Raw genomic sequence first — 12,334 nt, forward strand, 5'->3', positions numbered from 1 at the left:
TGACCCGAGGCGCACCGGCCATTCAGAGATTCCAATCAGATAGAAAAAGATGATGGTGAGGGGTTCGGGGAGAGGAAGAATTCCTTCTTCCTCTCCCCGGAGTCACAAGCGGCGGCCGGCCAGGATGAAGGCGCTTCCTATTGCCTCTTCCGGGCCGCAACGCCCCGGTTAAGCTGCGTCGAACGGCAAGGGCCCGTCATGCTCGAACTCCAGGACCTCACCCGCCGCTTCGGCGGCCGCGCGGCAGTGGACGGCGTCACGCTCTCCATCCCGCAGGGGCAGATGGTGGGTATCATCGGCCGTTCCGGCGCGGGCAAGTCCACGCTGCTGCGCATGGTCAACCGCCTGACCGAGCCGAGCGCGGGCCGCATCCTGCACGACGGCGCGGAGGTGACGGCGCTGCGCGGGAAGGCGCTGCGGGATTGGCGCACGCGCTGCGCGATGATCTTCCAGCAGTTCAACCTTATCCAGCGGCTGGACGTGCTGACCAACGTGCTCGTCGGGCGGCTGAACCATCGGCCGGGGCCGCTCGCGACGCTCAACTCCCTTCTTCTCCGCTTCACGCCGGAGGAGCGCGCGATGGCGCTCGATGCGCTGGACCGCTTTGATCTCGCGGAGCAGGCCTTGCAGCGGGCGGAGACGCTCTCGGGCGGGCAGCAGCAGCGCGTCGCCATCGCCCGCGCCATGCTGCAGGAGCCGCGGCTGCTGCTGGCGGACGAACCCATTGCCTCGCTCGACCCGCGCAACGCGCGCGTGGTGATGGAGGCGCTGCGCGACGTGAATCGGCGGGACGGGCTGACGGTGCTGGTGAACCTCCACCACCTCGACACCGCACGGCGCTACTGCGACCGGATCGTCGCCATGTCCGCCGGGCGCGTGGTCTTCGACGGCACGCCCGCGGCGCTGACGGCGGCGGAGGTCGAAGCCATCTACGGCGTGCCGGAGGAAGCGCTGGAGGCGGAGACGCCGCAGGCCCCGGCCGTTGGAGCCGTCGCATGAACGCCACCCGCCGCGCCCTGCTTCTCTCGACGCTCGCCGTGCCCGCCCTGGCGCAGGGGACACCGCGGCGGAGCGTCGATCCCGGCGTCACCTTTCCCGAAGCCGGGCGGCGCGCCTGGGCGGACGGGATCCCGGTGCTCCGCATCGGCATCTCCGGCGGCGAGAACGAGACGGACCGCCTGGCGCGGAACGAGCCCTATCGCCAGTTGCTGGAGGAGACCTTCAGGCTGCCCGTGCGCCTCTACCCCTCGCCCGACTTCGCCGGGGTTGGCCAAGCCTTCGCCGCGGGTCAGATCGAGATGGCGCAGATGGGCGCCGCGAACTACGCCGGCACCTGGATCGACACCAGGGGCGCGATCGAGGCGCTGGTCTCGGCCGAGGCGGATGACGGCACCATCGGCTACGTCGCGATCATGGTGACGCGCACGGATTCCGGCATCGCTGACCTCGCGGGGATGCGCGGGCGCTCGCTCGCCTGGGCCGATCCCGCCTCCACCTCCGGCTATTTCGCGCCGCGTGCGGCGCTGCGCGCCCAGGGGATCGAGCCTTCCAGCTATTTCTCCCGCACGGGTTTCGCGGGCGGGCACGAGCAGGCGGTGGTGGCGGTGCTGCACCGGCAATACGACGCGGGTTGCACCTGGGCTTCGGGGCAGGGGGACTTCGCTACCGGCTACTCGCGCGGCGCGCTGAAGGTGATGGTGGACAAGGGGATGCTCGACATGCGCGAGCTGCGCGTGATCTGGAGGAGCGATCCCATTCCCTCCGGCCCCATCGCCTGCCGCGCGGACCTGCCAGAAGCCTTCAAGGAGGACATGCGCCGTTTCTTCCTGGCGCTGCCCAAGACCCACCCCGCCGTCTACGAAGGCATCGAGCGCGGCGGGGGCACGGGGTTCCGCACCGTCACCCATGCCGACTACGCCCTGGTGGTGCGCCTGCGCGAGGAGGAGGCGCAGGAGCGCCGCAGGAGACGTTGAGCATGCCCCGCCGCCGCCAGTTCCTCGCCCTCCCTCTGGTCCTGCCTGGGGCGCTCGCCGCCGGGCCGGCCCTCGCGCAGCGCCGCAGCACCGACCCTGGCCTCGCCTTTCCCACGCCGGGCCGACGCGCCTGGGCGACGCAGGTGCCGCAGATCCGCATCGGCATCCTCGGCGGCGAGAACGAGGGCGACCGCCTCGGCCGCTACGAGGGCTATCGCCGCCTGATGGAGGAGACCTTCGGCGTGCCCGCGCGCCTGCTGCTGGCCGCCGATTTCGCGGGCGTGGTGCAGGCGCTGGGCGCGGGGCAGATCGACCTCGCCTCCATCGGTCCCGCCGTCTACGCCGCCGCCTGGTTGGACACGAACGGCGGTGTGGAGCCGCTGCTGGTGGCCGAGCAGGAGGACGGCTCGGCCAGCTATATCGGCGTGATGGTGACGCGGGCGGATTCCGGCATCAACGACCTCGCGGGCATGCGCGGGAAGTCGCTTGCCTGGCCAGACCCGAACTCGGCCTCGGGCTATCTCATCCCGCGTTTCGCGCTACGCCGCTCGGGGATCGATCCCGGCACCTATTTCTCCCGCACGGGCTTCGCGGGCGGGCACGAGCAGGCGGTGATCGCGGTGCTGCAGCGGCAGTACGACGCCGCCTTCACCTGGGCCTCCGGCCAGGGCGATGCGGCCGCCGGCTTCTCGCGCGGGAACCTGCACGCGATGGTCGAGAAGGGCATGCTGAACATGCCCGATCTCAGGATCATCTGGAGGACGGAGCCGGTGATCTACGGGCCGCTCACCGTGCGAAAGGCGCTGCCCGCCGCCTTCAAGGAGGACATGCGGCTGTTCCACCTCGCGCTGCCCTCCGCGCACCCGGACATCTACCGCGCGATCGAGCGCGGGGGCGGCACCGGTTACCGAGAGGTGACGCATGACCAATTCCAGCTGCTGATCGATATGCGGCGCGAGGAGGCGGCGGAGCGCCGGAGACGCAACTGAGCGCCACCTTCTCCCCCGCCGCCCTTCGCGGCGAGGCGGCCTTCCAGGCGGCGCGGCGGGCGAAGCGTGCGCGGCTGCTGCTCGGCGGCGCGCTTTTCCTCATCGCCCTGCTGGCGGCGGCGGAGGTGAGCGAGTTCTATCCCTCCTCCCTCGCCGCCGGCCTGCCGCGCGCGGGGGACTACTTCGCGCGCCTGCTGCCGGACCTGCGCTGGGCGACGCTCTTCGGTGGCTGGGAGACGGAGGGCAGCGTCGCCTTCTGGTTCTACCGCCTCGACAAATGGGCGCTGCTGCTGCTGGAGACCGCGAACATGGCGGCGCTGGCGACGCTGGCGGGCGGCGCTGTCGCGCTGCTGCTGGCTTTCCCGGCGGCGCGGAACGTCGCGCCCTCCGGCCTCGCCTACCAGCTCTCGCGGCGCGGGTTGGAGGCGATGCGGACGGTGCCGGAGATCGTCTACGCGCTGATTCTCGTCTGGGCCTTCGGCGTCGGGCCGCTGGCCGGCATCCTCGCCATCGCGGCCCACACGACCGGCGCGCTCGGCAAGCTCTTCGCCGAGGCGATCGAGAACGCGGAGATGGGGCCGTGGGAGGGCGTGCGCGCGGCGGGCGGTACCTGGGCCCAGGCCTGCCGCTTCGCCATGCTGCCGCAGGTGGCGCCGAACATGGTCTCCTACCTGCTGCTGCGCTTCGAGATCAACGTGCGCGGCGCGAGCGTCATCGGCTTCGTGGGCGCGGGCGGGATCGGGCAGGAGCTGTATCTCGTGATCAGCCAGAACTACTACGAGGAGATCTCGGCGATCATCGTGCTGATCGTCCTGGTGGTGGCGATGATCGATCTTCTGTCGGATGCCCTCCGCCGCCGGTTGCGCGGAGAGGCGCGGGCATGAGCGAGGCGAATGTCCCGCGCAGCATGAGCGAGGCGAGCGTCGCGCGTTGGAGGGCGGCGCTGCCCGGCGCCTTCGGCCCCTCGCCGCGGCAGCGCGCAGCGCGCCTCGCGGGCGGTGCCGTCTTCCTCGCCTGGCTGGCCTGGGCCTTCTGGCTCTTCGACATCACGCCCGCGCGGCTGTGGAACGGGCTGTCCGGCCTTTTCACCATCATCCGCCTGATGATACCGCCCTCGCCCGGGGAGTTATGGGGCGACATCCTCAAGGGCCTCGCGGAGAGCGTCGCGATGGCCTTCCTCGGCACGGTGCTGGCCGCCACCTTCGCCGTGCCGCTCGGCTTCCTCGGCGCGCGGAACATCGTTACCACCACCTTGCTGCGCTTCTCGCTTCGCCGGGTCTTCGATGGCATGCGCGGCGTGGACCAGCTCATCTGGGCGCTGGCCTTCGTGCGCGCGGTAGGGCTCGGGCCGCTCGCCGGCGTCCTCGCCCTGTTTGTCTCCGATCTCGCCACGCTCTCGAAGCTCTACGCGGAAGCCATCGAGAACGCGGATCGCCGCCAAGCCGAGGGCGTGACCGCCGCGGGCGCCTCGCGCTCCCTCGCCATCCGCTTCGGCATCCTGCCGCAGGTGCTGCCTGTGATGCTCGCCCAGGCGCTCTATTTCTTCGAGAGCAACACGCGCTCCGCCTCCATCCTTGGCGTGGTGGGCGCGGGCGGGATCGGGCTGCAGATCGCCGAGCGCATCAAGGTCCGCCACTGGGACGAGGTGGCCTTCATCATCCTCCTGATGGTCGTCACCGTCGCGGTCATCGACTGGCTCGGCGGCAAGCTCCGGCGGCGGCTGATCGGGGAGAGGGCGCGCGCATAGTCAGGCGCTGTCCCTGGTTTTGCGCTGGTGACGCCAGAGAGGGCTCTGCCCTCTCCGGCACCTCACCCGCCAGGGGCCTGAGGCCCTTGGATCCCCATCTGGCTTCGCGGATGCGTTGATCAGGGGCTGGCTTTCTTGAGCGTGCCCATCCTGCGCGTGCAGTCTCCTCGGGTCGATGACCCGAGGCGTACCGACCGCCAAGCCTTTCAAACTAGAAAAGAAGATGATTGTAAGTGGTTTGGGGGAGGAAGAATTCCTTCTTCCTCCCCCTACGGCCACCAGTGACGGCGATCAGAAGCCAGCATCACCCACGCATGAAAAGGCCGGAGGATTGCTCCCCGGCCCCGTATCTCGCGCGAGCTTCGTGTCTCAGGCCGCGTCCTCGCGCCGGTCGCGCGCCTTCACGTAAGCGATGGAGGCGTGCTCGAGGCAGTAGGGCTTCGTCGACAACGCCTCGCTCGTGCAGAAGCGGAACTCGGGCGTGCCGGGCTCACCGATCGGCCAGCAGCAGCTGCGCGCGCTGCTGCGCTGGAAGGGGCGCACGACAGCGGCCGGCGCGACGCGCGGCGCAGCGGCGGGCGGCGGCGCCACGCGCACGGGGGCGACGGGGCGCGGCGCCGGTGCAGGGGAGGGCGACGCGACGGGGCGCGGGGCCTCGCTGGCGGTGGAGGCGGTGGCGACGGCGGGCGCCTGCTCGCGGTGGATCGGGCTCGGCCGCGCGGGCAGGTGCAGGCGATGCGCCTTGCCCACCACGGCGTTCTTCGAGATGCCCATGCGCCGTCCGATCTCGGCGGTGGAGTGTCCCTCCGCCCAGAGCGCACGCAATTGCTCGATCGCTTCCGCTGACCAGTCCATCGCGTCCATCCTCGTCAACGCCGATACAAGATACGGTAGGTCATGCAGTTGCCCGCCTACAAGATGCGGCGCACGGAATCTTGTGCATGGAATTGTGGGCGAACCTGTGGACAGGATTCGCGACGTGAATCGGATCAGCCGTTTGATGCCCCCGCTTCACGTGCCGTCAGAGGAGCAATCCCTTCCTCAACATGCCGTGCACACCCTTCTCCCCGTTCACGGTTTGAGTCACCCGGAAATCAACCGCGAGCGAGCAGAACTGGTAGGCATCCGCGGCCGAGAGGTTCGTGCGCGCGGCGATGAAGGCGATCATCTCCCGCAGCGCGCCCTTCATCGCGATGTCCAAATCCTCGTGCATCCCCATGCTGATGAAATGCGTCGGCGTTTCCGCGCGCGGAAAGCGCAGGATCGGATCGCGCGCGCCGCCGCCCTTCTCGACATGCAGGCCGAAGGTGCCGGTCAGGCAGGTCTCGAGCGCGTTGATGCAGACCTCGCCGTCGCCCTGCACGCCGTGCCCGTCGCCCGCCGAGAAGCGCGCGCCTTCGACATGCACGGGCAGCCAGAGCGTCGTGCCCTCCACCAACTCCTTGTTGTCGAGGTTGCCGCCGTGCGCGCGCGGCTCCTTCGTGGAGAGACGGCCCCATTCGGCTGGCGGCGCCACGCCCATCACGCCGAAGAAGGGCGCGAGCGGCAGGCTGATGCCGCCGCCCATCGGCAACGCGCAGGTCTTCGCCGCCTGATCGACGGGGATGTGCAGCATCCGCCGATAAGGAAAATCCTCGGGCAGCGTGCCGGCGAGCGGGCGGAAGCCGCAGAAGCCCCAGTCGGCGCCGAGCTCGATCCGCTCGATCTCAACGCGCAGCGCATCGCCCGGCTCCGCGCCGCGCACCTCGACCGGGCCGGTGATGATATGGCCCGTGACGCCTGCCGTGTTCGCCTCACCGATCGCGCGCAGCCCCGCGGGGATTGTCATGCCGCGCCCCTCCTCGGGAACGGCATCGCCCAGGCCTGAGACGCATTCCAGCGTCACACGCTCGCCCGAGGCGATGCTCGCGACCGGCGGGAAGGCGGCATCGAAGAGTCCGATGCGCGTGGTCTCGGGGGTCGCGGGAACGAAGAGCGGCTCGGCCATCGGAATCTCCTGATTCGCCGCAGTCTCCCCCGCCCGCGCGTCCTTGGCGAGGGTGCGCGCCGGGCGCAACCTTCGGCGTCGCACGCCGCTCCACGGTCGCGCACGCTCGGAGTTCCCGACCATGTCCTCCACCACCACCCTTCTCGCCGCCGAAGGCCGCTTCCGCATGATCCGCGCACTGGCCGGCGGCTGGTGGCTGCTGGTGCTGCGCGGGGTCGTCGCGGTCCTCTTCGGCCTCTTCGCCGTCCTCGTGCCCGGCCTCGGGCTCGCGGTTATCCTCGGCACCCTCGCCGCCTGGCTTGCGCTCGACGGCGCCTTCACCCTCTCGCAGGCCTTTACCGGCCGGCCCGCCATGCTCGGCGTCCGGCGGCCGGGCACGGGATGGCTGGTGGTGGAGGGCATCGTCTCGCTCATCGCCGCCGCGGTGCTGCTGATGATGCCGATCGCCTCGGCCATCGTGCTCGTGCTGCTCGTTGCCGGCTGGTCGATCGCGGCCGGGGTGTTCCGTCTCGTCCTCGCCTGGCGCAGCGGAAGCTGGCTGTTGGCCCTCTGGGGCGTGATCAGCGTCGTCATCGGCTTCTGGCTGGCCGCCGCGCCCGGCCCGGGGCTGCTCGCGCTCATCTGGCTCGTGGCCATCCAGGCCGTCGCCGGCGGGGTGCTGCTGATCAGCCTCGGCTTCCGCCTGCGGCGCGTGCACAACGACCCAACGCCCGGCTGAGCACCTCTCATTGCACCCTGGACGCCGGCGGCGCTTCGATGCGCCCCCGCCGGGCGGCGATTCGCCCGCGCCGCCGGAGCCGCGCCATGCCTCTCGTCCCGCCCTGTCCGCCGCTCGCCCCGCCCGGCACGGGGGGCCATCAGCGGTGACCGCCCACTGGCTGGTGAAGAGCGAACCCGACGCCTTCTCCTGGGAACAGCAGATGGCCGTCGGCGTGGAGCCCTGGACGGGCGTGCGCAACGCCCAGGCCGCCAAGAACCTGCGCGCCATGCGCCTCGGCGACCTCGCCTTCTTCTATCACTCCAACGAGGGCCGCGAGATCGTCGGCATCGTCGAGGTCGCGCGCGAGGCCTATCCCGACCCGACCGAGGAGACCGGCCGCTGGGCCTGCGTGGACATGCGCGCCCTCCGCCCCGTGCCGCGTCCCGTCACCCTCGCCGCGATGAAGGCGGAGCCGCGGCTGCAGGACCTCGCCCTCATCCGCCAGTCCCGCCTCTCGGTCGTGCCCGTCTCGCCGGAGCACTGGGCCATCCTCTCGGAGATGGCGGGCCTTTGAGCGAACGTGCCCTCTGCCGCTTGGAAGAAATCCCGGACGGCACCGCCCGCGGCTTCCCGCCCGTGCCGGGGGGCTTCACGAGCCTCGTCGTTCTCAGGCAGGGGGAGACCGTGCGGGTCTATGTGAACGCCTGCCCGCATCTCGGCATCCCGCTCGAACCCTTGCCGAACCGCTTCCTCGACGGAACGGGCCGATATCTCGTCTGCTCTACCCATGGCGCCCGCTTCCGGGTGGAGGACGGCTTCTGCACCAGCGGGCCCTGCACCGGTGACCGGCTGGAAGCCGTGCCGGTGCGGCTGGAAAGGGGCGTGATCCTCGTGCCGGCGGATGCGGGGGTCTGAACGCGCGGCTTCCCGGAGAGGGCTCCGCCCTCTCCGAACCTCACCCGCCAAGGGCCTGAGGCCCCTGGACCCCCATCTGGCTTCGCCGATTCGGTGATCGGGGCCAGTTCTTCTTCGTGCCCTTTCTGCGCGTGCAGTCGCCTCGGGGCAGCGACCCGAGGCGCACCGGCCGCAAGGCATCCCAAACTGGAAGAAGATGATGATGGTGAGGGGTCCGGGGAGAGGAAGAATTCCTTCTCCCTCTCCCCGGAGTCACTCGCGACGGCCGATAAGGAAAAACCCTCAAAGCACCAGCGGGAAGGTCACGCAGAAGCCGGTGCCCTGGGCTTGCGGCATTTGCTCGATGCGTCCGCCCACCTGTTGCACCAGTCGCCGCACGAGTTCCGTGCCTGAGCTGCCGGGCCGGGGCGGGCCCATGCCGATGCCGTCGTCGCGCACGCAGAGGCGTCCTTCACCGGGCGGCATCGCCTGAAACTCCACGCGGATGGCGCCCTGCCGGCCTTGGGGGAAGGCGTGTTTCAGCGCGTTGGTCACCAGTTCGTTCACCACGAGGCCGAGCGGCACGGCGCGGGTGTGGGACATGGCCGCGCTTTCCAGCGAGGCTTCCACCGTCACCCCTTGTCGCCGCTGGGAAAGGTTGCCGCAGAGGGCCTGGAGGTAGTCCGCGAGGTCGATCAGCCCTGTGCCGCTATCGGGGCTCAGCTGGTCGTGGGCGACGCCGATGGCCGCCACCCGGTCCAGCACGTCGCCGACGATGCGGCGCGCCTCGGGGTCCGAGATCCGCCGCCGCTGCGTCACCAGCAGCGAGAGCACGAGCTGGAGGTCGTTCTTGCTGCGGTGCTGCAGCTCGCCGCGCAGCATCCGTTCCTGCGCCAGGGCGCGGGCGGCATCGGCCACGGCGCCCACCGCCGCCTGCTCCCCGATCCGGCCGCGGAGCGCGAGGCCGAGGATGTGCCCCATGGCCGATAGGAAGCGCACGTCGTCCCCGCCGAACTGACGGGGTTCCTGGCTGTCCACCTCCAGCACGCCCCAGACGTAGCCGTCCACCGCCACCGGCACGTTCAGGAGGGAGACGATGTTATGGTTCCGCAGAACGCCGGAGTAGCGGTATTCGGGATCGTTCGGCAGGTCCTCGACAATGTTGGGCAGACGGGTCTGCAGCGCCTGGCCGGGCGGGGAGGCAAGGTCGGTGCCGAGGCTCGCGTGGCCGATCACGCCCGGTCCCCAGCCGACGCCGGCCACCACCAGCAGGTCGCCCGCCTCAGGCCGGTAGCGCAGCACCTTCGTGTGGCGGATGCCGATGCCGCGCGCCGCCTGGAGGCAGGCGAGCTGGACGAGGCGATCCACTTCGATAACCTCGGACGTCATGCGCCCGAAGTCGCTCAGGATCTCGCCGTAGCGGCGCAGCCGCGCGAGCTGTTCTTCGGCGGTGACCGTCGTATCGGCTGGCATAGGGGAAGGCGGCTCCGGCGGTTCGGAAAGCGGAAGGACAGGGGCCGGGGATGGTTTCAGTCAAAGGGCGCGTGGCGCCTCGGGCTGTCCAGCGCCATAATCCCTCCGATGGATGGCACGCACGGCAATATTCCCGAATACAGCGTCTCCGAGATCTCGGGGGCCGTAAAGCGCACGCTGGAGACCGCTTTCGGGCGCATCCGCGTACGAGGAGAGATCACCGAGTTCAAGACCTATCCCTCCGGCCACTCCTACCTCTCGATGAAGGACGAGACGGGCACCATCCGCGCGATCATCTGGCGCGGCGCCCTCTCGAAGCTCGCGGTGCGGCCGGAGAACGGGGTGGAGGTGATCGCGACCGGCAAGATCACCGCCTCCGACAAGCGCTCGGACTACGCGCTGCAGATCGAGCGGCTGGAATATGCCGGCGAGGGCGCGCTGCTGGCGCGGATCGAGCGGCTGCGGCTGCGCCTCGGCGCGGAGGGGCTGTTCGACGAGGACCGCAAGCGCCCGCTGCCCTTCCTGCCCGAGGTGATTGGCGTGATCACGAGCGAGAAGGGCGCGGTGCTGCACGATATCCGCACCACCCTCGCCCGCCGCTTCCCACGCCGCGTGCTGCTGATCCCGGTGGCGGTGCAGGGGCAGGGGGCGGCCGAACAGGTGGCATCGGCGATCGCCACCATGGGCGCCCTCTCGCCGCTCGGGCGCATCCCCCGGCCGGACGTGATCATCGTGGCGCGGGGCGGCGGCAGCCTTGAGGACCTAATGGCTTTCAACGAGGAGGTGGTGGTGCGGGCCGCGGCAGCCTCGCCCATCCCGCTCATCTCCGCCGTTGGGCACGAGACAGACACGACGCTGATCGACTTCGCGAGCGACCGGCGGGCGCCCACGCCCACCGCCGCCGCGGAGCTGGCCGTGCCCTCGCGCGAGGAATTAGCCGCCGCCCTCGACCAGCGGGGCACGCGCCTCGCGCGCGCCGCGCATTCGGTGCTCGACCGCGGGCGCATCCGGCTGGACCGGGCCGCCAAGGGGCTGCCCGACCTGCCCGCCCTGATCGCCGCTGGCCGCAACCGGCTGGAGGACCGCGCGCACCGCCTCCAGCTCGCCCCGCGCGCGCTGATCGGCGCCAAGCGGCGACTGCTGGAGGGTACGGCCGCCCGCCTGCCCCGCCCGCAGGAGGCGATCGCGTCCCGGCGCGCGGCGCTCTCGCTGCTGGAACTGCGGATCGGCGGCGCGAGCCGTGCGGCGGTGGGGCGGCAATCCCGCGCGCTGGCCCGGATGCCGGACCTCGCCCCCTTGCTGCGCGCCCGGCTGCGCGAGGCGCGCGCTGCCGAAACCCGCGCTGCCGAACGGCTGGACGCCGCGGCGCAGCGCCGCCTGGCCGAGCGCAGCGCGACCCTGGCCCGCATCCCCGACCCGACGCCCTTCGTCACGGCCCATCTTCGCCAGTGCCGGTCGGCGCTGCGCGGCCTCTCGGCGCGGCTTGAGGGCGCCTCCTATCAGGCGCTGCTGGAGCGGGGCTTCGCCCTCGTGCGCGACACCGCCGGCCAGCCCGTTACGGCGGCGGCCCAGGTGGCACCGGGCCAGCGACTCAGCCTGCAATTCGCCGATGGCAGCCTCGGCGTGACCGACGACCGCGCGAAGCGGCGCGAGCGGGGCGGCGGAACCCAGGAAACGCTGCTCTGAACGCCATTTTCTGCCGGAAGCCCTGATGCCCCATCGAGTGAACCACCACCCCGCGGCCCGCCTGCCGCGCCGCGCGGCGCTGGCCCTGCCCGCCCTGCTCCTCGCCCGCCCCGCGGCGGCGGCCCTCGTGCTGCCGGAACGCATCACGCAGGGCGCGCTCGTCACCGGCCGCGCTGATCCCGGCAGCCGCGTCGCCTTCGAGGGCCGGGCGCTCCGCGTCTCGCCGGCGGGGATCTTCGCCTTCGGGCTGGGACGCGACGCCGGGCCGGAGGCCACCCTCACGGTGACGACGCCCAGCGGCGCGCGGGAGGAGCGGCGCCTCGCCGTCGTGCCCCGCCAGTGGGACATCCAGCACCTGAACAACCTGCCGAGCCGGATGGTGACGCCTGACAATCAGGACATGACCCGCATCCGGGCCGAGCAGGAACGGCTGAACGCCGCCCGGCGCACCGACACCGCCACCCCTTACTTCGCGGAGGGCTTCGACTGGCCTGCCCATGGGCGGATCAGCGGCGTCTACGGCAGCCAGCGCATCCTGAATGGCCAACCCCGCGCGCCACATCTCGGCCTCGACATCGCGGTGCCCGTGGGCACGCCACTGGTGGCTGCCGCGGGCGGGCGAGTGACGCTGGCCGAGGACCTCTACTTCACCGGCAACACCCTGCTGATCGAGCACGGGCACGGAGTCACGACCCTCTACGCCCATATGTCGCGCTTCAACCTGGGGCAGGGCGACCAGGTCTCGCGCGGGCAGGTGATCGGAGCCTCGGGCGCCACGGGCCGCGTGACCGGGCCCCACCTGCACCTCGGGCTGTTCTGGCTCTCGACCTCGCTCGACCCTCGGCCGGTTCTGCCGGAGCCGGGGCGCTGAGACTGATGGGTCGT

General features: G+C 71.1%; 13 protein-coding genes. 10 read left to right on the forward strand and 3 right to left on the reverse strand.

The window, feature by feature from the left end; translation table 11 throughout:
- The first annotated feature begins 198 nt into the window (after positions 1 to 198).
- The 5 genes from phnC to phnE (D9599_RS25940) are packed head-to-tail and all read left to right on the forward strand — an operon-like array spanning position 199 to position 4,709.
- Complete coding sequence (phnC, locus tag D9599_RS25920; RefSeq protein ID WP_198384195.1) at positions 199 to 999, forward strand: phosphonate ABC transporter ATP-binding protein; 801 nt, start codon at positions 199 to 201, stop codon at positions 997 to 999.
- Positions 996 to 1,973, forward strand: a complete 978-nt coding sequence (gene phnD / locus D9599_RS25925) for a phosphate/phosphite/phosphonate ABC transporter substrate-binding protein (RefSeq protein ID WP_198384196.1) — start codon at positions 996 to 998, stop codon at positions 1,971 to 1,973. Before phnC ends, phnD (D9599_RS25925) begins: the two co-directional genes overlap by 4 nt.
- Before the next feature lie 2 nt (positions 1,974 to 1,975).
- On the forward strand, positions 1,976 to 2,962 hold the full coding sequence (phnD, locus tag D9599_RS25930; RefSeq protein ID WP_198384197.1) for a phosphate/phosphite/phosphonate ABC transporter substrate-binding protein: 987 nt from the start codon (positions 1,976 to 1,978) through the stop codon (positions 2,960 to 2,962).
- Positions 2,959 to 3,846: a phosphonate ABC transporter, permease protein PhnE gene (gene phnE / locus D9599_RS25935; RefSeq protein ID WP_198384207.1), complete on the forward strand. Its 888-nt coding sequence runs from the start codon at positions 2,959 to 2,961 to the stop codon at positions 3,844 to 3,846. Before phnD (D9599_RS25930) ends, phnE (D9599_RS25935) begins: the two co-directional genes overlap by 4 nt.
- Complete coding sequence (gene phnE, locus D9599_RS25940; protein WP_198384198.1) at positions 3,843 to 4,709, forward strand: phosphonate ABC transporter, permease protein PhnE; 867 nt, start codon at positions 3,843 to 3,845, stop codon at positions 4,707 to 4,709. Before phnE (D9599_RS25935) ends, phnE (D9599_RS25940) begins: the two co-directional genes overlap by 4 nt.
- A 369-nt stretch (positions 4,710 to 5,078) precedes the next feature.
- On the opposite strand, the gene D9599_RS25945 is transcribed toward phnE (D9599_RS25940), so the two are convergent.
- Together D9599_RS25945 and D9599_RS25950 are read right to left on the reverse strand one after the other, a co-directional pair.
- Complete coding sequence (locus tag D9599_RS25945; RefSeq protein WP_198384199.1) at positions 5,079 to 5,564, reverse strand: GcrA family cell cycle regulator; 486 nt, start codon at positions 5,562 to 5,564, stop codon at positions 5,079 to 5,081.
- A gap of 166 nt (positions 5,565 to 5,730) precedes the next feature.
- Positions 5,731 to 6,696 carry an acetamidase/formamidase family protein gene (locus D9599_RS25950; protein WP_198384200.1) on the reverse strand — a complete coding sequence of 322 codons (966 nt, stop codon included), beginning with the start codon at positions 6,694 to 6,696 and terminating at the stop codon, positions 5,731 to 5,733.
- 121 nt (positions 6,697 to 6,817) lie between these two features.
- Here D9599_RS25950 and D9599_RS25955 point away from each other — a divergent pair, with 121 nt between their 5' ends.
- The 3 genes from D9599_RS25955 to D9599_RS25965 all read left to right on the forward strand — a co-directional run bounded on the left by D9599_RS25955 (position 6,818) and on the right by D9599_RS25965 (position 8,311).
- Positions 6,818 to 7,414, forward strand: coding sequence for an HdeD family acid-resistance protein (locus D9599_RS25955; RefSeq protein WP_198384201.1), 597 nt, complete (start codon positions 6,818 to 6,820; stop codon positions 7,412 to 7,414).
- Between the two features lie 145 nt (positions 7,415 to 7,559).
- Complete coding sequence (locus D9599_RS25960; protein ID WP_198384202.1) at positions 7,560 to 7,970, forward strand: EVE domain-containing protein; 411 nt, start codon at positions 7,560 to 7,562, stop codon at positions 7,968 to 7,970.
- Positions 7,967 to 8,311, forward strand: coding sequence for a Rieske 2Fe-2S domain-containing protein (locus D9599_RS25965; RefSeq protein ID WP_198384203.1), 345 nt, complete (start codon positions 7,967 to 7,969; stop codon positions 8,309 to 8,311). The genes D9599_RS25960 and D9599_RS25965 overlap by 4 nt, the downstream gene beginning before the upstream one ends.
- A 282-nt stretch (positions 8,312 to 8,593) precedes the next feature.
- Here the strand turns inward: D9599_RS25965 and D9599_RS25970 are convergent, their stop codons facing one another.
- Positions 8,594 to 9,763, reverse strand: a complete 1,170-nt coding sequence (locus D9599_RS25970; RefSeq protein ID WP_198384204.1) for a sensor histidine kinase — start codon at positions 9,761 to 9,763, stop codon at positions 8,594 to 8,596.
- Between the two features lie 108 nt (positions 9,764 to 9,871).
- Here D9599_RS25970 and xseA point away from each other — a divergent pair, with 108 nt between their 5' ends.
- Both xseA and D9599_RS25980 read left to right on the forward strand, forming a co-directional pair.
- Positions 9,872 to 11,449: an exodeoxyribonuclease VII large subunit gene (gene xseA, locus D9599_RS25975; RefSeq protein ID WP_198384205.1), complete on the forward strand. Its 1,578-nt coding sequence runs from the start codon at positions 9,872 to 9,874 to the stop codon at positions 11,447 to 11,449.
- A 25-nt stretch (positions 11,450 to 11,474) separates the two neighbouring features.
- The gene (locus tag D9599_RS25980; protein WP_198384206.1) at positions 11,475 to 12,320 is read left to right on the forward strand and encodes a M23 family metallopeptidase; all 846 of its coding nucleotides are present in this window, start codon (positions 11,475 to 11,477) and stop codon (positions 12,318 to 12,320) included.
- Positions 12,321 to 12,334 lie beyond the last annotated feature (14 nt).

This window comes from Roseomonas sp. KE2513 (assembly GCF_016107305.1).
Classification (GTDB): domain Bacteria; phylum Pseudomonadota; class Alphaproteobacteria; order Acetobacterales; family Acetobacteraceae; genus Roseomonas.